Below are 21,463 nucleotides of genomic sequence, written 5' to 3' on the forward strand. Positions count from 1 at the left end.
GCCGGGCGGAATTCCCGGCCGACAGCCTCCGAAAAAAACAAACCGCAGATTCAGACCACAAAAAACCGATGCGTCCCATCCCGCCCCAACTGCTCCACAAGCCCAAACTCCCAATCCAGATACCCCTGCATAGCCTCCACAGAAGCCGAAGTCCCTTCATAAGGCCTCCGATACCGATCCGTCCTCTCACTACCCAGACGAGTCTCACCAGCCTCAGCAGGCAACCCAGCAGCAAACCAGGCCGCATTCCCCCCACGCAGCACCAGCACTTCCACATCCGCTTGCCCACGCGAATCAAGCCACTCCCGCAGATCCGAAGCCGCATACCGAGCCAGCAAACTGCTCCCACAGGTCAGCACATAGCGCCGAGCCGGCGGAATGACGCCAGCAACCGCCTCCAAGAGCTGCGCCCGAATCGCAAACCAGGCCCCCGGCACATGCCGCTTCACGTAATTCGCACTGGCCGTCACATCGATCACCGCAGTCGACGAAGCATCCTCGTTGAGCAACCGAGCCAACCCCAGCGGCTCGATCTCTCCAACGGCCCGAGCCACCTCCGGATACACAGCGACCGGAGCACCCCATTCGCTCAATGCATCAGCTGCAGGCGCAGGCTCCACCACATAGACCTCCCACCCCATCTGCGCCAGCCAGGAGCCAGACATCGAAGCCCGCACCCCATCGTCATCCGCCAGCACGATCCGCGCATGCCGCACCGGCACCTGGTGATCCGTCTCCTGCACGAGCTGCCCACCGGGCGCTCCGGCAAACCCGGGCAGATGACCCGCCGCGTATTCCTCGGGCGTGCGCACATCGAAGCGATAGACCGTGCGCCCCGCCTCCTCGAGCGAGTCCACGGCATCGACCGCCACCCACCGCACCCCCGCCTTCTGCGCCACGCGTCGCGCATCGACACGCGCCTGCGAACGATGCGCATCGCTCACCGCCTCCGGCGCCCGCCGCACCGCCCCATGGTCGAGCACCTGTCCGGCCAGCTTCCACCCGATCGTCCCGTTGCGCAACGCAGCCACGGGATTGGGAATGCCGGCGTTCACCAGCGACTGCGTACCGATGATGCTGCGCGTGCGCCCCGCGCAATTGACGATCACGCGCGTGGCCGGATCGGGCGCGAGCTCGCGCACGCGCAGCACGAGTTCGGCACCCGGCACGCTGGTGGCGCCCGGAATGCTCATGGTCTGGTATTCGTCGAAGCGGCGCGCATCGAGCACGACCACGTTGGCGCGCTCGTCGATCAGCGCCTTCACCTCGGGGGCCGTCAGCGAGGGCGTGTGCCGCTCGTGCTCGACCAGTTCGCCGAACGACTTGCTCGGCACGTTGACGTCGCGGAACAGCTCGCCGCCGGCCGCGCGCCAGCCGTCGAGGCCGCCCTCGAGCAGGTGCACCTGTGTGTAGCCGAGGCCGACGAGCCGCTTCGCGGCCAGCGGCGCGAGGTCGGTGCCGCGGTGCTCGCCGAACAGCACGATCAAGGTGTCGCGGCGCGGGATGCGGCGCCAGGCCTCGATCTCGATGCGCGACAGCGGCAGGTTCGCGGCCCACAGCGGATGGGCCTGGGCGAAGGGGTCTTCCTCGCGCACGTCGAGCAGCGCGATCTCGGCGCCGGGCGTGAGCAGGCGTTCGCGCACGGCGGCGAACGAGAGGACGGGGAAGGCGGAGGTGGCTTGGAGCGTGGCGTCGGTCATGGCGTGGTGGCGGGCGGGACCGCCCGGAGTTCGGCGGACCGGTCCCAGAGATTGGGCAGCAGCGTGTTGGTGTAGCCCGAGACGAAGGGCTTGCGCCCGCCCTCGGCCGGGTAAGTATGCCGCCGCACCGCGCCGATGTTGGCGCCATAGACATGGATGCTGATCGACACGCGGTCCGCATGCGCGTTGTGCACGCGGTGCAGGTCGCCGACGGTGGGCGACACGGCCTCGACATCGCCTTCGTCGAGCCGCACCGCTTCGCCCACGGGCCGCGCCTGGCCGTCGTCGCCGAAGGCATGGGGCTGGCTGTACTCGGCGCCGCGCAGCATGCCGATCAGGCCCCACACGGTGTGGTCGTGCACCGGCGTGGCCTGGCCCGGTCCCCAGACGAAGCTCACGACCGAGAAGCGCTCGGTGCTGTCGGCATGCAGCAGGAACTGCTGGTAGCGCGCGGGGTCGGGCTGCGCGAAGGCCTCGGGCAGCCAGTCGTCGCGCGCCACCAGCCGGCGCAGCAGCGCGCCGCCCTCGGCGAGGATGGCGCGCTCGTCGGGCCGGCCGTCGAGCAGGCGGCCGAAGTCGACCACGAACTCGCGCAGCGGCGCGATCGATGCGGGAACGGCCGCGCTCACGCCGGGCGCTTCCAGAGCTGGGTGTCGGAGATCGCGCGCACGTCGACGCGCACCGGCAGGATGCCGTCGCGCGCGGAGCGGTCGGCCACGGCCTGCAACGCCACGATGTCGGCCTCGCTCACGGGCCGCGCGGCCACCGAGGCGCGCGCGGTGATGAGCCGGGCCGATTCGATCGGCAGCCGCGTGAGCTGGCCGTAGGCCTGCGCATAGGCCTCGGGATTGGCCAGCGCCCACTCGCCCGCGCGGCCCAGCCGGTCGAGGAACTGCACGATGGCGGCGCGCTTGGCGGGGTCGGCCAGCGAGGGCTCGCTGGCGGTGATGAAGCCCAGCGCGGTGTTGATGCCGCGGCCGTCGCGCAGGATGCGTCCGCCCTGCTGCAGCGCGATCGTGTAGTAGGGATCGAAGATGGCCCAGGCGTCGATCTGGCGCGAGGCGAAGGCGGCTGCCGCATCGGTCGGCAGCACGAACTTCACCGTGACCTCGTCGCGCCGCACGCCGGCCTCCTCGAGGGCGCCATAGAGCTGGTACTGCGAGATGCTGCCGCGCGCCGACGACACGACCACGGTCTGGCCGCGCAAGTCGGCCACGCTGCGCAGCTTCGAATCCGGCTGCACCACGATGCCGAGCGAGTCGGCCTTGCCGACGCGCGTGGCGACGATCTTCAGCGGCGTCCTGCCGACGGCCGCGGCGAGCACCGGCAGGTCGCCGGCCATCGCGGTGTCGACCGCCGCGCTGCGCTGCGCTTCGAACAGCGGCGCGGCGCCCTGGAAGTTGGCCCAGCGGTAGGCGAAGGGCGCGCCCTCGAGCGCCTTCGAGGCCTCGAACAGCGAGCGCAGTCCCCCGGCCTGGTCGCCGAGCACGAGCGAGGTCTGTGGCTGCGCCCAGCCGCGCAGCGAGGCCGTGGCCGCGATGGAGAGCGCCGCGCCCTGCTGGAGCCAGCGGCGGCGCGATGCCTTCGAGTACAGCAGGTCGGTCATGCGAGGGCTCCCGCCGACAGCAGCGCGCGCTTGCCCGCGCCGACCAGGATCGCATCGTTCTGCGGCGTGTGGATGCGGCTGCACAGCACGTCTCGGTAGTGGCGCTCGAGCGGGTTCTGGCGCGCGAGGCCATGGTTGCCCGTGAGTTGCAGCGCGAGCTCGACGGCGCGCACCGCGTTGCCGGTGACGGTGTGCTTGAGCAGCCCGCTGTCGACCGCCGACGGCGTGCGGCCGCCGTCGACCGCCTCGCTGGCCGCATCGAGCAGCACGCGGTTGGTGCGCAGCAGCGCCTCGATCTCGCCCACCGTCTCCTGCACGCGCGGCAGGCTCGCGAGCGGCGCGCCCAGGCTGCCGGGCGCGCGCTGGTTGAGGAAGCCCACGAGCCAGTCGCGTGCCGAACGCGCGACCGCGTCGTAGAGGCTGCCGAGCAGCACCACCATCCAGGCCTGCTGCGAGGCCTGGGCATCGATGTCGGTCTGGCTGCCTGCATCGGGTGCCCAGTCGGCCGGCGCGCGCAGGTCCACCGCATGGTCGAGCGGGATCGCGACGTTCTCGAACACCACCTCGTGGCTGCCCGAGGCGCGCAGGCCCAGGTGGTCCCAGCTCGCGATCACGCGCACGCCCCCGGCATGGCGCGGCACCAGGAACACGCCGGTGCGCGGCGCGGGCTCGTCGGTGCGGGCCCACACGGCGAGCCAGCCCAGGCCCTCGATGCCGGTGGTGTAGAGCTTGTGGCCGTCGATGCGCCAGCCCTCGCCGTCGCGGCGTGCCACGGTGGCGGGCAGGCCGCCGCGCGCGGGCGAACCGAGCGCGGGCTCGACGCGCAGCGCATTGATCAGCGCGCCGTGCTCGACCGCGTCGCGCAGCACGCGCTCGCGCAGATGCGGCGGCCAGCGGCTGTCGCCGCGCGCCAGTCCATGGTGCTGCAGGTAGGTCATGGTGAGGATCAGCGCCGTGGCGGGCTCGCCGCGCGCCACCGCGGCGATCACCTGCCGCGCCGCATCCAGCGTGGCGCCACCGCCGCCGAAGGCGCTCGGCGCGACCAGTCCGATGAGGCCGTGCGAATGCAGCGCCTCGAAGTTCTGCGCGGGAAAGGCGCCGCTGCGGTCGTGGTCGGCGGCGGTGCTCGCGAAGCGCGCCGTGAGGCTGGCCAGCAGCGCGGCGTCGGGCAGGCCGGAGGAATCGCGGGAATTCAGGCCGGCCGCGGGCCGGCGCAGGGGGATGGCGCTCATGGTCCCGGCACGTTAGCGAGCCACCGTGCGCGCGAAAACGACGCATCGCGCATATCCAAACTCGTTTTTCTGCGTTCGCATCGACGGCGCGGCTGGTTACGTTCGCCGTTTCGCCGGTTCCCGCCGACGGGAATCCCGCATCCGCGAACCGTGGACCGCAGCCACCGAGAGGACACACCATGAGCCAGCACAGCAACGACCACAGCGGCGTCGAATTCATCGGCATGATCCAGGGCCAGAAGGTCTCGGAGATCCATGCCGCCCAGGGCCCGGCGATCGACCGCGACTACGTGCGCGCCTTCGCCCAGGCGCACGAGCAGGCCGGCTTCGACCGCGTGCTGGTGCCGCATCACTCGACCGGCCCCGATGCCACGCTGACCGTGGCCTACGCGGCCTCGGTCACCGAGCGCATCCACTTCATGCTCGCGCACCGCCCGGGCTTCGTGGCGCCCACGCTGGCGGCACGCCAGTTCGCCTCGCTCGACCAGTTCAGCGGCGGGCGGCTCGCGGTGCACTACATCTCGGGCGGCTCCGACGACGAGCAGAAGCGCGACGGCGACTGGCTCGACCACGACCAGCGCTATGCGCGCACCGACGAATACCTCGAGGTGCTGCACAAGGTCTGGCAGGCCGACAAGCCCTTCGACCACGAGGGCGCGCACTACCGCGCGCTCAACGCCTTCTCCGAGGTCAAGCCGCTGCAGACGCGCAACGGCCGCCCGCACGTGCCGGTGTATTTCGGCGGGGCCTCGGAAGCCGCGATCCCCGTGGCCGGCAAGTACGCCGACGTCTACGCGCTGTGGGGCGAGTCGCTCGAGCAGGCACGCGAACTCACGACCCGCGTGCGCGCCGAGGCCGCGAAGCATGGGCGCAGCGTGCGCTTCTCGGTCTCGTTCCGCCCGATCCTGGCCGAGACCGAGGAGAAGGCCTGGGAGCGCGCCGACCACATCCTGGCCGAGACGAAGCGGCTGCGCGTGGTGCAGGGCTACAACCGCGGCGGCCCGCAGCAGAGCGAGGGCGCCAAGCGCCTGCTGGCCGCGGCCGGACAGGGCACGCGGCTCGACAAGCGGCTGTGGACCGCGGTCGCGCAGGAGATCGGCGGGCGCTCCAACAGCACCGCGCTGGTCGGCACGCCCGAGCAGGTCGCCGATGCGCTGCTCGACTACTACGACCTCGGCGTCACCACCTTCCTGATCCGCGGCTTCGATCCGCTGGAGGACGCGGCCGACTACGGGCGCGAACTGATCCCGCGCACGCGCGAACTGGTGGCGCAGCGCGCGGCCTCGATCCGCAAGGCGGCCTGACCATCCTGCCTTCCTCCCTCCCCCCCTGGGGGAGGGCCGGGGTGGGGGCACGCGGCGCATCCACCGCCCCACCCCGACGCCACCGCCGCGTGCCCCCATCCCGACCTTCCCCCAGAGGGGGAAGGAGCCCATACCCAAGAGGACATCCCCATGAGCGCCGTTCTTTCCATCGACCGCAACGCCTCGGCCCTGAAGCTCAACCCGGTACCGAAGCAGAAGTACTGGTTCGACCCGATCCCGCCGCGCACCAGCGTGCAGGCCGAGCGCCGCCACCGCCAGGAGCGCCTGGCCGGCGCCTTCCGCCTGTTCGCGCGCTTCGGCTTCGCGCAGGGCCTGGCCGGCCACATCACCGCGCGCGATCCCGAATTGGCCGACCACTTCTGGGTCAACCCGCTGGGCATCCACTTCTCGCGCATCAAGGTCTCCGACCTGCTGCTGGTCAACGCCAGGGGCGAGACCGTGATCGGCGACCGTCCGCTCAACAAGGCGGCCTTCGCGATCCACGCGGCGATCCACGAGCACAACCCGAGGATCGTCGCGGCCGCCCACACCCACTCGACCTATGGCAAGGCCTGGTCGACGCTGGGCCGCAAGCTCGACACGCTGACGCAGGACAGTTGCGTGTTCCACGACGACGTGGCGCTGTTCGATGACTTCACCGGCATGGTGGTCGACACCAGCGAGGGCGAGCGCATCGCGCAGGCGCTGGGCGACAGGAAGGGCGCGATCCTCAAGAACCACGGCATCCTGACCGCCGGCCCGACGGTGGAGGCCGCGGCCTGGTGGTACATCGCGCTCGACAACGCCTGCCACACGCAGCTGCTGGCCGAGGCCGCCGGCACGCCGCAACCGATCGACGAAGCCACGGCGCGCCACACGCACGGCCAGATCGGCGGGCCCGAGGGCGCGATCCATTCCTTCGACAGCCTCTACCAGGGGCTGGTCGAGGCCGAGCCCGAGCTGCTGGACTGACACCGCGGCCGGTTGAAAAAACCGTTCACGCCGAGCTTGTCGAAGCGCCGCGCAAGGCTTCGACAGGCTCAGCCCGAACGGTTCTCGCATTGCATGACAACTCCTGGAATTCGCCGATGAACGCATCCCTCTCCCGCCGCCGCCTCCTGCGTGCCGGCGGCGCCGCCGCCGTGGTCGCCTCGGGCGGCCTGATCGCCTCGCAGGCCTTCTCGCAGTCGACGCGCAAGCTGACCTTCGCCTGGAACGCCGCGGCCTTCTGCCTCTCGCCGGTGGTGGTGGCGCAGGAGCGCGGCTACTTCGAGCGCAACGGCCTGCAGGTCGATCTGATCAACTACACCGGCTCGACCGACCAGCTGCTCGAATCGCTGGCCACGGCCAAGGCCGACGCGGCGGTGGGCATGATCCACCGCTGGCTCAAGCCGCTGGAGTCGGGCTTCGACGTGAAGATCGTCGGCAGCTCGCACGGCGGCTGCGTGCGCCTGGTGGGCGCGAAGGCCGCGGGCGCCACCAGCCTCGCGAGCCTCAAGGGCAAGATCATCGGCGTGTCGGACATCACGAGCCCGGGCAAGAACTTCTTCTCGATCCTGCTCGCCAAGAACGGCATCGACGCCGAGCGCGACGTGACCTGGCGCCAGTACCCGGCCGACCTGCTCGACCTCGCGGTGCAGAAGGGCGAGATCCACGCCATCGCCGACGGCGACCCGAACGTCTACCTGATCGAGAAGCGCAACAAGGGGGCGTTCGTCGAGATCGCGAGCAACCTCACGGGCGAGTACAAGGACAAGGTCTGCTGCATCGTCGGCGCGCGCGGCGAGCTGGTGCGCAAGGACAAGGCCACCGTGGCGGGCCTGGTGCGCGCCATCGCGCAGGCCTCCGACTACGTGGCCGAGAACCCCAACGAATCGGCCAAGCTGTTCGCCAAGTACTCGCCCAAGGTGCCGGTGGAGGACCTGCGCGCGCTGCTGGGCACGCTCACGCATGCGCACCATCCGCTGGGCCGGAGCCTGCGCGACGAGGTCGCGTTCTACGCAGCCGACTTCCGCAACGTGGGCGTGCTCAAGAAGAGCACCGACCCGGCGCGCTTCGCGGACCACGTGTCGTACGACCCGCTGGCCTGAGGCCCTGCCGCAGATGACGAACCGCATGCCGTCCGCCAGCCGCCGCCGCTTCATCGCCCAGGGCGGCGCCGCCGCGACCATTGCCGCCCTGCCCGCCTTCGCGCTGCAGGCCCGTGCCCAGGCGCGCCCGCTGCTCAAGGCCGGCGACCAGAAGGGCGGCCTGCGCGCGCTGCTCGAGGCCGCGGGCGGGCTCGAGGGCCTCTCGTACGACATCCAGTGGTCGGAATTCCCGGCCGCCGCGCCGCTGGCCGAGGCCTTGAACGCGGGCGCCGTCGATTCGGGTCCGATCGGCGATGCGCCGCTGATCTTCGCGCTCGCGGCCGGCACGCGCGTGAAGGCGATCGGCGCCAACCGCTCCGACTCCTACGGCACGGCCGTGCTGGTGCGGCCCGATTCGCCGCTCAAGAGCGCGGCCGAGCTCAAGGGCAAGAGCGTGGCCACCAACCGCGGCTCCATCGGCCACTACGTGACGCTCAAAGCCATCGTCGCGGCCGGGCTGAAGCCCGAGGACATCAACCTGCGCTTCCTCGCGCCGGCCGACGCCAAGCTCGCGCTCACGCAGGGCTCGGTCGATGCCTGGGCCACCTGGGAACCCTACACCGCGCTGGCCGAGACCAGCGGCCATGCACGCGTGCTCGCCAGCGGCCGCGGCCTGCTGCCGGGCCTGAGCTACCTCGCGGCCACCGACGCCGCGATCGCCGCCAAGCGGCCGGTGCTGCAGGACTTCCTGCAGCGCGTGGTGCGCGCGCAGCAATGGTCCTATCGCAACGTCGATGCATTCTCGGCCACGCTCGCGCGCATCATCGGCATCCCGCCCGAGGCCGCCAGGCTGCAGTTCGAGCGGCGCCAGCAGAAGTGGGTGCCGATCGACGCGCAGGTGGTCGCCGACCAGCAGGGCACGGCGGACTTCTATCGGCAGGTGGGGCTGATCAAGCAGGCGCTCGATGTGAAGACCACCTTCGATACCGGCTTCGGGATCGGCATCGCGGCCTAGCTAACCGGCATCCACCGATCGCGCCAGCTGCGCCAGCCGCTTCGCCATCGGCTCGAACAGCTCGGCCGAGGTGTTGCCGTAGCCCAGCACCAGCCCGTTGCAGTCCGGCCCGGGCCGGATCGCGGCGGCCGACAGCGGCATCGGCGCCATGCGGTGGCGCCGCGCCTCGGCGGCGATGCGGCGGTCGTCGAAGCGCGCGGGCAGGCGCACGGTGAGATGCATGCCGCAGTGGCCGCCGTCGATGGTGTGCGGCAGCCTGAAGTGGCGCTCGAGCGCGGCGCGCAGGGCCTGCTGGCGCTCGCGGTACAGGCGCCGCATGCGGCCCAGGTGGCGGCTGAACTGGCCGCTCTCGATGAAATCGGCCAGCGCGAGCTGCTCGTGGCGATGGCCGCCGCGCAGCATCTCCTCGAGCGGGGTGCGCACGGTGGCCAGCAGGTCCTCGGGCAGCACCAGGAAGCCCAGCCGCAGCGAGGGGAACATGGTCTTGCTGAAGGTGCCCACGTAGAGCACCGGCGCCTGCGGCACCAGCCCCTGCATGGCGGCGATGGGATCGCCGGTGTGGCGGAACTCGCTGTCGTAGTCGTCCTCGATGATCCAGGCGCCATGGGCGCGCGCCTGCGCGATCAGCGCGAGCCGCCGCGCGATGCCGAGCACCACGCCCGAGGGGTACTGGTGCGAGGGCGTGGCATAGACCAGCCGCGGCGGATGCAGCCGCCAGTCCTCATCGCTCGCGCGCAGGCCGCCGGCATCGACCGGCATCGGCACGATGCGCAGGTCGCCCGCGTGCATCGCGGACTTGGCGCCGCGGTAGCCGGGGTCCTCGACCCAGGCGGTATCGCCCGGGTCGGTGAGCAGGCGCACGCACAGCGCGATGGCTTCCTGCGCGCCCTCGGCGATCACCACCTGCTCGGCCGTGCAGCGCACGCCGCGCGCCAGGCCCAGGTGCTGCGCGATGGCGGCGCGCAACGCAGGCTCGCCGAAGGGATTGCCATAGCCGAGCGCGGCATGGCCGCCAGCGCGCAGCGCGCGGTCGAGCGCGCCGCGCCAGGCCGCGATCGGGAAGTGCGACAGCGCGGGCACACGCCGGGGCGCAGCGCGAGTTCGGGCTCGGCGCGGCTGCCCATGGGATGGATGCGCGCGAGCCGCCCCGCGGTGGCGGGCACGGCCGGCGCGCGCGAGCCGCGCCGCGGCGGCGTGGGCGCGGCCAGTTCCATCACGCGCGTGCCCTGGCGGTCGGGCCGCAGGTAGCCCTCGGCCGCGAGATGCTCGTAGGTGGCCGTGACGGTGTTGCGCGACACCGCGAGCGCCTCGGCCAGCGCGCGCGAACCGGGCAGCCGCGTGCCGGGCGCGAGGCGGCCGTCGAGGATGGCGCGCTTCAGGCGCTCGTGGAGCTGGCGCTGCATCGAGCCGGCCTCGCGCTCGCGCGCGAGCGGTGCCTCGAGCAGCGCGCGGCGCACGGGGTCGGACAGGGCGGCGGAAGGGTCGGCGGCATCGGTCATCGGGCGTTTCTCGTGGCACCATGAAATTCGCATCGCGTGGCGCTTTTCGTGGCGCCACGGCGGGCGTACTGTAGCGCCTGTCGTCATCGAAAGAGAGTTCCCCATGCCCGCCTCCCACCCCCCGCTCGCGCCGCGCACCAACCAGTTCGGCCAGACCATCGGCGCCGCCCTGCCCGGCTGGTCGCCGCGCCCGAAGCCGCCGCGCACGCCCATCGAAGGCCGCCTGTGCCGGCTCGAACCCTTGTCCGCCGAGCGCCACGCGGCCGACCTGCATGCCGCCCACGCGCTGGCACCCGACGGTCGCGACTGGACCTACCTCGCGGTGGAGCGCGCGCCCGACGCCGCGAGCGCGCGCGCCTACGTCGAGCTGATCGCGCAGAGCGTGGACCCGATGCACTTCGCGGTGATCGACAAGGCCACGGGCCGCGCCGTGGGCAGCCTCGCGCTGATGCGCATCGAGCCGGCTCATGGCGTGATGGAGGTCGGCCACGTCACTTTCTCGCCGCTGCTCAAGCGCACGCCGCTGTCGACCGAGGCCCAGTATCTGCTGATGCAGCTGGCCTTCGACGAGCTCGGCTACCGGCGCTACGAATGGAAGTGCGACAACTTCAACGCGCCCTCGAAGAAAGCGGCGCAGCGCCTGGGCTTCCAGTTCGAGGGCGTGTTCCGCCAGCCGCTGGTCTACAAGGGCCGCACGCGCGACACGGCCTGGTTCTCGGTCATCGACAGCGAATGGCCGGCGCTGCGCGCGGGCTTCGAGCAATGGCTCTCGCCCGCCAACTTCGATGCCGACGGCAAGCAGCGCCGGTCGCTGGAAGAGGTGCGCACGGCCGCGGCCTGAAGCGCCTCAGGCGGCGGCGGGCGCGGGCAGCTGCTCGCCGAGGAAGGCCAGGAAGGTCTTCACCACCTCGGGCAGCGTGCGGCCCGCCAGGGTCTGCAGCTCGACCGTGCGGCCGCGCATGCCGCGCTCGCGGATCTCCGCCGCGTGCAGCTCGCCGCGCCGCACGCGGTCGCGCACCGTGATCTCGCCCGCGATCGTGAGGCCGCCGCCGTGCAGCACGAAGCTGGCCAGCGACTCGAAGCGGTTGCTGACGAGCACCGGCTCGAACACCAGCCCGCGCTGGCTGCAGCCCACGTCGAACAGCTGGCGCACGGTGTTGTCGGCGCCCGAGAGCGCGATCGGGTACGGATGCATCTGCGCCAGGGTCACGGTGCGCAGCTTCGCGAGCGGATGGTCGGGCCGCATCACGGCGAACACCGAGGCCGGCTGGCGCCGCTCGACGCGGATGCCGTCGACCGCGGCGCGGCTGTAGGTCAGGCCGATGTCGGCCTCGCCGAGCAGCACCGCCTCGGTCACCTCGGCCGGCCGCGCGGCGCGCAGCTGGAACTGGATGCCCGGGTGCGCGGCGCGAAAGTCCGCGATGGCGCGCGGCAAAAACTCGTTGGCGAAACCCGAGGAGCAGGCGAGGCGCACCCGCCCACGCTTCAAGCCCTGCAGCCCGCGGATGTCGGACACCACGCGCTCGGCCTCGAGCGCGCCATGCAGCGCATGCGCGGCCAGCAGCTCGCCCGCGGGACTCGCGACCATGCCGCGCGGATGGCGCTCGAACAGCGGCACGCCGAGCAGGTCCTCGAGCATCGCCACCTGTCGGCTGATGGCCGAGGGGCTGACGCTGAGCCGCTCCGCCGCCACCGTGAGCGAGCCGCTGCGGGCCACCTCGAGGAAGTAGCGCAGCGCGGTGTCCTGCAGGCGGTGGGCGGTCATGGCGGGCTTTCGCTTTGCGTAAAACGCAAAGATATCGCCAAAAAACGGCAATTGTTCAAAAGCGGCGGCTTGCCTAAGCTGCACGGTGGCCGCCCCGGCCAGCCCCTTCCCCCTTTCCTCCCCCCCACCGAACGATCCGCGCATGCACCTCCAGCTCCTCCACCGTCCCGCGCCCCGCCCACGGACCCTGCTCGCCCTGCTGGCCGCCGCCCTGGTCGCCGGCACAGGCCTCGCCCAGGCGGCCGACCTGCCGCAGGCGGAGGCCGAACGCCACGCGCAGGCCAGCTACCGCGAGTACTTCGAGCTGCTCTCGCTGCCCAACGACGCGATCGTTCCCGAGGACATCCGCAAGAACGTGGACTGGCTCGCCAAGGCCTTCGAGAAGCGCGGCTTCTCGACGCGCCAGCTCGACAACGACGGCAAGCCGATGCTCTATGCCGAGCTGCCGGGGCACGACCCGGCGCGCAAGACCGTGCTGTTCTACATGCACCTCGACGGACAGCCGGTGATCCCCGCGCAGTGGGCGCAGAAGAGCCCGTGGACGCCGGTGCTCAAGCGCCGCGCGGCCGATGGCGGCTGGGAGGAGATCGATGCCGCGCCGCTGTTCGACGGCCCGGTCGATCCCGAATGGCGCGTGTTCGGCCGCGCCTCGGCCGACGACAAGGGCCCGATCATGATGATGCTGGCCGCGATCGACGCGCTCAAGGCGGCCGGCGGCACGCCCGCGGTCAACGTCAAGGTGATCCTCGACAGCGAGGAGGAGAAGGGCTCGCCCTCGATCGCCAAGGTGATGCAGGCACACCGCGAGCTGCTGGCCTGCGACGCCATCGTGATACACGATGGCCCGATGCACGCCACCAACCGGCCCACGCTGGTGTTCGGCAACCGCGGCGCGGCCGAGGCCCGGCTCACGGTCTATGGCGCCAAGGTACCGCTGCACAGCGGCCACTACGGCAACTACGCGCCCAACCCGGCCCAGCGCCTCGCAAGCCTGCTGGCCTCAATGAAGAACGAACAGGGCCGCGTGACGGTGGCCGGCTACTACGACCGGGTGCGCATCAGCGCGGCCGACCGCCAGGTGATGGCGGCGGTGCCCGACGACGAGACCGCGTTGCGCCGCCGGCTGGGCATCGCGCGCACCGACAAGGTGGGCGCCAACTACCAGGAGGCGATGCAGTACCCCTCGCTCAACGTGCGCGGCATGGCCTCGGCGGCGGTCGGCGACAAGGTCGCGAACATCGTGCCCGACCGCGCGGTGGCCGAGCTCGACCTGCGCACCACGCCCGATTCCGACGCGGCCTACCTGGGCGCGCAGATCGAGAAGCACATCCTCAAGCAGGGCTACCACCTGGTGAAGGGCGCGCCCAGCGACGAGGACCGCGCGCGCTACGACAAGCTCGCGACCTTCAGCTACCAGAGCGAGGGCGCCGACGCGGCCGGCGCGCCGATCGATTCGGCGATCGGGCGCTGGGCCTACAAGTCGCTGACCGACAGCTTCGGCGCCACGCCGGCGCCGGTGCGCATCCGCATGATGGGCGGCACGGTGCCGACCGCGGAGATCGTCAAGGTGCTGCAGGTGCCGTTCGCGATCATCCCGCTGGTGAATGCCGACAACAACCAGCACGCGGCCAACGAGAACCTGCGGCTGGGCAACTACGTGAGCGGCGTGCGCACCATCTACAGCCTGATGACGCACCCGCTCTGAGCGAACGGCAGGCTCAGCCTCCCTTGCCGGGCTTCTGCGCCTGCTCGCACTTCACCTGGATCCGCTCGCGCTCGTCGAGCGTGGCGCCGATGCGCACCGCGCTGAGGCAGCCGCCCCAGACGCAGCCGGTGTCGGTCGACAGCAGGTCGGGCCGCGACACCCAGCCCAGCGTGGACCAGTGGCCGAAGGCGACCGTGGCTTCGGCCGTGCGGCGGCCCGGCACGTCGAACCAGGGCATGTAGCCCGCGGGCGCGTCGGCCGCGCCGTCGGTGGTCTCGAACTCCATCGTGCCGTCGGCGGTGCACAGCCGCAGCCGCGTGAGCGCGTTGACGATCACGCGCAGCCGCTCGCTGCCCTCGAGCGTGTCGCTCCAGCGATCGGGCTGGTTGCCGTACATGGTGGCGAGGAAGGCGCCGAGGTTGGGGCCGCGCAGCACCGACTCGAGCTCGCCCGCGTGGGCGCGCACGTCGGCCACGCTCCATTGCGGCAGCACGCCCGCGTGCACCATCAGCAGGTCGCGCGCGGCCTCGCCCGAACCGATGCGCCGGTGCAGCGCCATGTGCTGGTGGCGCAGCCAGTCAAGCATGGCCTCGCGGTCGGGCGCGGCCAGCAGCTCGGCCACCGTGTCCTTGCGGCCGGACTTGCGCACGCCATGCGCCACGCCCAGCAGGTGCAGGTCGTGGTTGCCCAGCACGCTGAGCGCCGCGCCGCCCAGGCGCTGCGCGCGCCGCAGCACCTGGGCCGATTCGGGGCCGCGGTTGACCAGGTCGCCGAGCAGCACCACGGTGTCGCGGCTGGGGGAAAAATCGATCTCGTCGAGGAGCCGGCCGAGGGCGCTGTCGCAGCCCTGGATGTCGCCAATCAAGTAAAGTGCCATCTCCTCATTCTCTCCCCCCGTACATGGATGTCTTCCTGCTGGCCTTGCTGACCACGCTCAACGCGTTGTTCGCAATGTCCGAAATGGCCCTTTCCACCAGCCGCCGCGCCCGCCTCGCGGCATTGGTCGAAACCGGGGACACGGGCGCCGCCGCGGCGCTCAAGCTGATGGAGTCGCCGACCCAGTTCCTCTCGACGGTGCAGATCGGGATCACCTCGATCGGCATGTTGAGCGGCATCGTGGGCGAGGCCGCCTTCGCGGCGCCGCTGGCGGTATGGATGGAGAACGCGGGCATGGGCGCGGGCACCGCCAGCGTGGTCTCGACCGCGGTGGTCGTCACCTGCATCACCTTCTTCACGATCATCTTCGGCGAGCTGGTGCCCAAGCGCATCGGCCAGCTCTATCCCGAGCCGGTGGCGCGCTGGGTCTCGCGCCCGATGCACGGCCTGGCCAAGGCCGCCAAGCCCTTCGTCTGGCTGCTCGCGGGCGCCACCGCCACCATGCTGAAGCTGCTGCGCATCGACGCCAACGCGGCCCGCTCGGTGACCGAGGAAGAGATTTCCGCCAGCCTCGAGGAAGGCGTGGACGCCGGCGTGATCGAGCAGCACGAGCACCAGATGGTGCGCAACGTGTTCCACCTCGACGACCGGCGCCTGTCCTCGCTGATGATCCCGCGCGCCGACATCGAATGGCTCGAAGCCTCGTTCAGCGTGGCCGAGGCGCTGCAGAAGGTGGCGGCCGCGGGCGCGCTCAACCTGGTGCATTCCTGGTATCCGGTGTGCCGCAACTCGCTCGACGACGTGGTCGGCGTGATCAGCGTGGCGCACCTGCTGCGCCTGGGCCCGGACCACGTGGGCTCGCTGGGCCAGGAGGCCACGGCCGCGGTGTTCGTGCCCGAGACGCTGACCGGCATGGAACTGCTCGAGCAGTTCCGCGCGCGCGCCGGCCGGCTGGTGTTCGTGGTCGACGAGTACGGCGTGGTGCAGGGCCTGATGACCCCGCGCGACCTGCTCGAGGCCATCACCGGCGAACTGCAGCCCGGCATGCAGACCGACGCCTGGGCCCACGAACAGCCCGACGGCACCTGGGAGCTCGACGGCCTGATGCCGGTGTCGGAATTGCGCGCCCGCCTGGGCATCCGCGAGCTGCCCGACGAGGAGCGCGGCCGCTACAACACGGTGGCCGGCCTGCTGATGTCGGTGTCGGGCCACCTGCCCTCGGTGGGCGAGCACATCGATTGCGCCGGCTGGAGCTTCGAGGTGACCGCGCTCGAGGGCCGGCGCATCGACCGCGTGCGCGCCTCGCGCGATCCCTCGCTGCCGAACGGCAGCGACGACTGAGGCCGCGAGGGCGCGCCGATGTTGTCGCTGCTCGCGCTCAGTTGCCCCCAGTGCTCGGCACCGCTGCCGCGCGCCGCGCGCTGGCGTACCGTCACCTGCAGCTATTGCGGCGCGACCATCTCGCGCGGCGAGGAAACGGTCGAGCGCGCGAGCTTCCGCGCCGCGTTGCAACGCGCGAATGCACAAGGCGCCGAGGGCGCGCGCGTGCTGCGCTGGCGTGACGCGCGCTATCGCGTGCTGGCACCGCTGGCCACCGGCGAGCACGCCGAGGTGCTGCTGGCCGAGCGACTCGGCGCCCTGCCCGAGCGCGTGACCTTCAAGCTCGCGCGCGACAGCAACGGCGCCGAGGCGCTGGCGCGCGAGCATGCCGCGCTGCAGGCCCTGCAGTCGCTCGCCATGCCGGGCGCCGCCTATTTCACGCGCCGGCTGCCGCAGCCCGTGGGCCTGGGCACGACCGGTGCCGAGGACGGATCGGAAGGCGGCCGCCACGCGCTGGTGCTGCGCCATCCGACCGGCTACTGGGGCAGCCTGCTCGACGTGCAGCGCGCCAACCCGCGGGGCATCGACGCGCCCCATGCGGTCTGGCTCTGGCGCCGCATGCTCGAGGTGCTGGCCTTCGTGCACGACGCGGGCTGGACGCACGGCGATCTCTCTCCTGCGCATGCGCTGGTGCATCCGCGCGACCATGGCGTGCTGCTGATCGGCTGGTCGCGCGCGCGACACGACCTGGCACGCGCCGCGGACGATCTCGCGCAGAGCGCCTGGGCGGTGCGCGCCGTGCTGCATGGCCACGAGGGCCTCGGCGAACCCGGCACCGGTGCCGCCACGCCCGCGCCGCTGGCCGCGCTGCTGCGCCGCTGCAGCGAGGACCCCGGCGAATGCCGCCGCCTCGGCGCGCGCGGCATCGAGCAGGCGCTGTCGGCGGCCTCGCGCGAGGCCTTCGGCGCGCCCCGGTTCATTGCTTTCGATCCCGCGCCGTACGGCGGCTGACGGTCCTTTCTTCTTCTCTCTTCACGACGGGGAACATCCATGGGTTACGGAAACTATTCGCACGCCGCCCACGCGGCCCTGGTCGCGGACCGCGCCACCAAATCGGGCGCCGAGGTCTTCACCCAGACCGCCACCCATCCGCTGATGGACCCGCGCGGCCTCAAGGTGCGCGAGGCGCGCGACAACGCCGACCATCCCAACTCGCTGGGTATCGTGTTCGCGCTCGACGTCACGGGCTCCATGGGCGACATCCCGCAGACGCTGGCGCGCCGCGAGCTGCCGACTTTCATGAAGCTCTTGACCGACTGCGGCGTGGCCGATCCGCAGCTGATGTTCATGGCGATCGGCGACGCCACCTCCGACCGCGCGCCGCTGCAGGTGGGCCAATTCGAATCGACCGCCAACCTGATGGACCAGTGGCTCACCTGGAGCTACCTCGAGGGCGGCGGCGGCGGCACCGGCGAGGAGAGCTACGAGCTGGCCTTCTACGTGATCGCGCAGCACACCGACATGGACTGCTGGGTCAAGCGCAAGAAGCGCGGCTACCTGTTCGTGACCGGCGACGAGCTGCCCTATCCCGCCGTCTCGCGCCACCAGATCGAGGGCCTGGTCGGCGAGAAGCTCGACGAGGACATCCCGATCGAGGAGGCCATCGCGGCCGCGGCCGAGACCTGCCACCTGTTCTTCCTGATCCCCGACGCGCAGCGCCGGCGCCGTTGCGAGCCGCGCTGGCGCGAGCTGCTCGGCGACCACGTGATCTGCATGGACTCGCCCGACGACGCCTGCGCGGTGGCCGCGGGCATCGTCGCGCTGACCGAGAAGGCCGTGCCCAGCCTCGACGAGCTCGGTCGCGTGATGGCCGCCACCGGCAGCGTCGACAAGGCGCGCATCAACGGCGTGCTGCATGCGCTCGACGGCTATGCGGCGCTGCTCGACCCGAACAAGCCGCGCCACGCGCCGCCGAGCGCCGCCGCGTCGGCACCGCGCTCGTCGTGGTGGAAGCGCCTGTTCGGCTGACCCCGCCGCGCGCGCCGTGAGCACCGGCGCCACGCGCTATCTCTCGCTGCTGGGCCTGGGCTTCGGCGACTGCGGCAAGGGCCTCTACACCGATCACTTCTGCGCCGCGCTGCGCGCCCACACCGTGGTGCGCTTCAACGGCGGCGCGCAGGCCGGCCACAACGTGGTGCGGGCCGACGGACGCCATCACACCTTCTCGCAGTTCGGCGCCGGCAGCTTCGAGCCCGACGTCGTCACGCTGCTCGCGAGCGCGGTGGTGGTGCATCCCACGGCACTGCTCGTCGAGGCCGCCGTGCTGCGCGACAAGGGCGTGCCCGATGCGCTCGCGCGCCTGCGCATCGATGCGCGCTGCCGCGTGACCACGCCCTTCCACCAGGCCGCGGGCCGGCTGCGCGAATGGGCGCGCGGCGACGCGGCCCATGGCAGCTGCGGCGTGGGCGTGGGCGAGACCGTGCGCCAGGCACTGGCCGCGCCCGAGCTCGCGCTGCGCTACGGCGACCTGCTGCGGCCGGCGCTCGCGTTCGAGAAGCTCGAGGCGCTGCGCCTCGCGTTGCTGCGTGAGTTCGAATCGCGGCCCGATCCGGATTGGCAGCGCGAGCAGGCGCTGCTGGCCGACACCAGCCTGTCGCAACGCTGGCTCGCGGCCATCGAACCCTGTTTGCGCGCCGCGCCGCCCGCGGGCGTCGATGCCATCGCCGGGCAACTGGCGCGGCCCGGTGCCGTGGTGTTCGAGGGCGCGCAGGGCGTGCTGCTCGACGAATGGCGCGGCTTCCATCCGCACACGAGCTGGAGCACCGTCTCCACTGCTGCGGTCGAGGCCGTGCTGCGCGACGCCGGCCTGGGCACGCCGCCCGTGCGGCACCTGGGCGTGCTGCGCAGCTACCTCACGCGCCATGGCGCCGGGCCGCTGCCCACGCACGACCCAGCGCTCGCCACGCGGCTGCCCGAGCCGCACAACGCCGACGCCGGTTGGCAGGGCGCGTTCCGCCGCGGACATCCCGATGCGGTGCTGCTGCGCTATGCGATCGCCGCGGCCGGGCCGCTCGACGGACTGGTCGCGAGCCATCTCGATGCGATCGGGCATGCGGGCCTGCGCTGGTGCGAAGGCTATCGCGATACGGATGGCGAGACCGTCGCGCAGCTGGCCCTGGGGCCCGAGGCGGACCTCGACCATCAGCAGCGCCTGACGCGCCTGCTCGAGCGCGTGCGGCCGGTCTATGCGGAGGCCGGCATCGCGAACGAACGCGACTGGCTCGAGCGCGTGGAGGCCGCGAGCGGCCTGCGCGTGCAATGGGGTTCGCGCGGCCCCACGCGCCAGGACGTCGCGGACTGCGCAAGCTAGCCCTCGGCCGCGGCGAAGCGCGCGATAGGCCGGACAAATCCCTATCGCGCCCGCGCGCGCGATGCCTACCATGCGGCACCGGGCCGATGCCCCGCACCGCTGGGAGACACCATGACGATTTCGACGCCGCGGCAGCGCGCCCGCGGCTGGCTGTTGGCACTCGCTTGCGCCGCGTTCGGCGCGGGCGTGGCGCCTTCCCATGCGCAGGTGCTGCAGCTCAAGTGGGGCCATGTCTACGAGGCCTCGAGCATCTTCCACCAGCAGGCCGAGCTCGCAGCGCGCAAGATCGCCGAGCAGTCCGAGGGAAAGATCAGGATCGAGGTGGTGCCCGCCTCCAAGCTCGGCCAGGAGGGCGACTACCCGCTGATGCTGGCCAACGACTCGGTGCAGATCGCCTACGTCACGGCCGCCACGCTGGCCGAGGGCTATGCGCCGCTGCGCCTGGGCAGCTATCCCTTCGCGTTCAAGGACCTCGACCACGTGCGCAAGTACCTCGCGAGTCCGCTGCTGGGCCAGCTCATGAAGGGCTACGACGAGCGCAGCGGCAACCACCTCGTGGCCTCGGTCTACTACGGCGCGCGCCAGGTCACCTCGAACCGGCCGCTCGCGCGGCCCGAGGACTTCCGCGACCTGCGGCTGCACGTGCCCGATGCCTCGGCCTACCAGCTGTTCGCCACCGCGCTCGACGCCAAACCCGTGACCCTGCCCTACGTCGGCCTGTATGACGCGCTGAAGAAGAACGAGGTCGAGGCGCAGGAATACCCGCTGAGCACGGTGAAGGCCAAGAAGCTCTACGAGGTGCAGAAGTACGTGCAGCTCACCGCCCACGTCTACGACACGCTGGGCATCGTGATCGGCAAGGCCGCCTGGGCGAAGCTCTCGGCGCCGCAGCAGGCGATCGTCGAGAAGGTGCTGGTCGACGGCGCGAAGTGGACCAACGTGGGCGTGATCGCGGGCGAACTGGAAGACGAGCAGTTCCTGCGCGGCAAGGGCATGACGGTGTCGCAGGTCAACCGGCAGCCTTTTCTCGAGCGCATCGCGCGGCGTTCCACGCCCGAGCAGCTCGGCGCGCGGCCAGGCGACTGGGCGAAGCTGCAGGCGCTCGCCAACTGATCCTTCGTTTCCTGTTGGCGAACCGGCCGCGCTGCTGCACACTGGCGAGCGGCATGCGCCCTGATCGCATTGCCGGGAGCACACCGTGGAATTCCTCCTGGACCCCAATGTCTGGATCGCCTTCGCGATGCTGACCGCCCTCGAGATCGTCCTGGGCATCGACAACATCATCTTCATCTCGATCCTGGTCGGCCGGCTGCCGCCCGAGCAGCGCGACAAGGCGCGCCGGCTCGGGCTGGGCTTCGCGATGATCTCGCGGCTGCTGCTGCTGCTCTCGCTAAGCTGGGTGATGGGCCTCACGGCCGACCTGTTCCATGTCTTCGGCCAGGGCATCAGCGGGCGCGACATCGTGCTGCTGCTGGGCGGCCTGTTCCTGCTCTACAAGGCGTCGCACGAGATCTTCCTCGAGGTCGAGGCCGGCGAGGAACACGGCCCCGATGCCGACGAGGACGGCGGCGCGCGCAAGGCCGCGTTCTGGAGCGTGATCGGCCAGATCGGCATCATCGACATCGTGTTCTCGCTCGACTCGGTCATCACCGCCGTCGGCATGGTCGATCAGATCGCCGTGATGATGGCCGCGGTGATCGCCTCGGTCGGCGTGATGCTGGTGGCGGCCAAGCCGATCGGCGACTTCGTCGACAAGCATCCCTCGGTCAAGGTGCTGGCGCTGGCCTTCCTCGTGATGGTGGGCATGGTGCTCACGGCCGAGGCCTTCGACAAGCACGTGCCCAAGGGCTACATCTACGCGGCGATGGCCTTCTCGCTCGCGGTCGAGGCGCTGAACATCCGCGCGCGCGGCAAGCGCACCGCGGCGCGGGCGCTCAAGGCGCAGGCCAAAGCGAATGCGAAGGCGGGCGAGGCGCCCTGAGCGTCGGCCGCCACTAACGCA

General features: G+C 71.4%; 18 protein-coding genes and 1 pseudogene. 12 read left to right on the plus strand and 7 right to left on the minus strand.

Going from position 1 to position 21,463, the window contains the following annotated elements; translation table 11 throughout:
• Window positions 1-50: 50 nt before the first annotated feature.
• The 4 genes from INQ48_23550 to INQ48_23565 are packed head-to-tail and all read right to left on the minus strand — an operon-like array spanning window position 51 to window position 4,538.
• On the minus strand, window positions 51-1,700 hold the full coding sequence (locus tag INQ48_23550; GenBank protein QRF56308.1) for a rhodanese-related sulfurtransferase: 1,650 nt from the start codon (window positions 1,698-1,700) through the stop codon (window positions 51-53).
• Complete coding sequence (locus INQ48_23555; GenBank protein ID QRF56309.1) at window positions 1,697-2,329, minus strand: cysteine dioxygenase; 633 nt, start codon at window positions 2,327-2,329, stop codon at window positions 1,697-1,699. The genes INQ48_23550 and INQ48_23555 overlap by 4 nt, the downstream gene beginning before the upstream one ends.
• The gene (locus INQ48_23560; protein QRF56310.1) at window positions 2,326-3,306 is read right to left on the minus strand and encodes an ABC transporter substrate-binding protein; all 981 of its coding nucleotides are present in this window, start codon (window positions 3,304-3,306) and stop codon (window positions 2,326-2,328) included. Before INQ48_23560 ends, INQ48_23555 begins: the two co-directional genes overlap by 4 nt.
• Window positions 3,303-4,538, minus strand: coding sequence for an acyl-CoA/acyl-ACP dehydrogenase (locus INQ48_23565; GenBank protein QRF56311.1), 1,236 nt, complete (start codon window positions 4,536-4,538; stop codon window positions 3,303-3,305). The genes INQ48_23560 and INQ48_23565 overlap by 4 nt, the downstream gene beginning before the upstream one ends.
• A gap of 179 nt (window positions 4,539-4,717) precedes the next feature.
• Here INQ48_23565 and INQ48_23570 point away from each other — a divergent pair, with 179 nt between their 5' ends.
• The 4 genes from INQ48_23570 to INQ48_23585 all read left to right on the plus strand — a co-directional run bounded on the left by INQ48_23570 (window position 4,718) and on the right by INQ48_23585 (window position 8,926).
• On the plus strand, window positions 4,718-5,842 hold the full coding sequence (locus tag INQ48_23570) for an LLM class flavin-dependent oxidoreductase (protein QRF56312.1): 1,125 nt from the start codon (window positions 4,718-4,720) through the stop codon (window positions 5,840-5,842).
• Window positions 5,843-5,992: 150 nt separating this feature from the next.
• Entirely contained in the window at window positions 5,993-6,814 is an 822-nt protein-coding gene (locus INQ48_23575) for a class II aldolase/adducin family protein (protein ID QRF56313.1), read from the plus strand.
• A 116-nt stretch (window positions 6,815-6,930) separates the two neighbouring features.
• Window positions 6,931-7,932, plus strand: coding sequence for an ABC transporter substrate-binding protein (locus INQ48_23580; protein ID QRF56314.1), 1,002 nt, complete (start codon window positions 6,931-6,933; stop codon window positions 7,930-7,932).
• A gap of 25 nt (window positions 7,933-7,957) precedes the next feature.
• Window positions 7,958-8,926, plus strand: a complete 969-nt coding sequence (locus tag INQ48_23585; GenBank protein ID QRF60861.1) for an ABC transporter substrate-binding protein — start codon at window positions 7,958-7,960, stop codon at window positions 8,924-8,926.
• On the opposite strand, the pseudogene INQ48_23590 reads toward INQ48_23585, so the two are convergent.
• Window positions 8,927-10,425, minus strand: a pseudogene (locus INQ48_23590) (PLP-dependent aminotransferase family protein). It abuts the gene before it with no gap.
• Window positions 10,426-10,528: 103 nt separating this feature from the next.
• Here INQ48_23590 and INQ48_23595 point away from each other — a divergent pair.
• Complete coding sequence (locus INQ48_23595; protein ID QRF60975.1) at window positions 10,529-11,266, plus strand: GNAT family N-acetyltransferase; 738 nt, start codon at window positions 10,529-10,531, stop codon at window positions 11,264-11,266.
• A 6-nt stretch (window positions 11,267-11,272) separates the two neighbouring features.
• On the opposite strand, the gene INQ48_23600 is transcribed toward INQ48_23595, so the two are convergent.
• Window positions 11,273-12,190, minus strand: a complete 918-nt coding sequence (locus INQ48_23600) for a LysR family transcriptional regulator (GenBank protein ID QRF56315.1) — start codon at window positions 12,188-12,190, stop codon at window positions 11,273-11,275.
• A 142-nt stretch (window positions 12,191-12,332) separates the two neighbouring features.
• On the opposite strand from INQ48_23600, the gene INQ48_23605 reads away from it, so the two are divergent.
• The gene (locus INQ48_23605; GenBank protein QRF56316.1) at window positions 12,333-13,895 is read left to right on the plus strand and encodes a M20/M25/M40 family metallo-hydrolase; all 1,563 of its coding nucleotides are present in this window, start codon (window positions 12,333-12,335) and stop codon (window positions 13,893-13,895) included.
• A gap of 13 nt (window positions 13,896-13,908) precedes the next feature.
• On the opposite strand, the gene INQ48_23610 is transcribed toward INQ48_23605, so the two are convergent.
• Entirely contained in the window at window positions 13,909-14,772 is an 864-nt protein-coding gene (locus INQ48_23610) for a symmetrical bis(5'-nucleosyl)-tetraphosphatase (protein ID QRF56317.1), read from the minus strand.
• A 23-nt stretch (window positions 14,773-14,795) separates the two neighbouring features.
• Between INQ48_23610 and INQ48_23615 the strand changes: the two genes are divergently transcribed.
• From INQ48_23615 to INQ48_23640, 6 genes are all read left to right on the plus strand, one after another.
• Entirely contained in the window at window positions 14,796-16,112 is a 1,317-nt protein-coding gene (locus tag INQ48_23615; GenBank protein QRF56318.1) for an HlyC/CorC family transporter, read from the plus strand.
• Between the two features lie 18 nt (window positions 16,113-16,130).
• Window positions 16,131-17,102 (plus strand): protein kinase family protein, encoded by a 972-nt coding sequence (locus INQ48_23620; GenBank protein QRF56319.1) that lies wholly within the window; start codon window positions 16,131-16,133, stop codon window positions 17,100-17,102.
• Window positions 17,103-17,141: 39 nt separating this feature from the next.
• Window positions 17,142-18,119 carry a VWA domain-containing protein gene (locus INQ48_23625; GenBank protein QRF56320.1) on the plus strand — a complete coding sequence of 326 codons (978 nt, stop codon included), beginning with the start codon at window positions 17,142-17,144 and terminating at the stop codon, window positions 18,117-18,119.
• Window positions 18,022-19,461 (plus strand): adenylosuccinate synthetase, encoded by a 1,440-nt coding sequence (locus INQ48_23630; GenBank protein QRF60862.1) that lies wholly within the window; start codon window positions 18,022-18,024, stop codon window positions 19,459-19,461. Before INQ48_23625 ends, INQ48_23630 begins: the two co-directional genes overlap by 98 nt.
• Before the next feature lie 111 nt (window positions 19,462-19,572).
• On the plus strand, window positions 19,573-20,574 hold the full coding sequence (gene dctP, locus INQ48_23635; GenBank protein ID QRF56321.1) for a TRAP transporter substrate-binding protein DctP: 1,002 nt from the start codon (window positions 19,573-19,575) through the stop codon (window positions 20,572-20,574).
• A gap of 85 nt (window positions 20,575-20,659) precedes the next feature.
• A complete protein-coding gene (locus INQ48_23640; GenBank protein ID QRF56322.1) occupies window positions 20,660-21,442 on the plus strand; it encodes a TerC family protein in 783 nt (260 codons plus the stop codon).
• Window positions 21,443-21,463: the final 21 nt, after the last annotated feature.

The sequence above is a fragment of the Variovorax paradoxus genome (genome assembly GCA_016806145.1).
In the GTDB taxonomy this organism is placed as follows: domain Bacteria; phylum Pseudomonadota; class Gammaproteobacteria; order Burkholderiales; family Burkholderiaceae_C; genus Variovorax.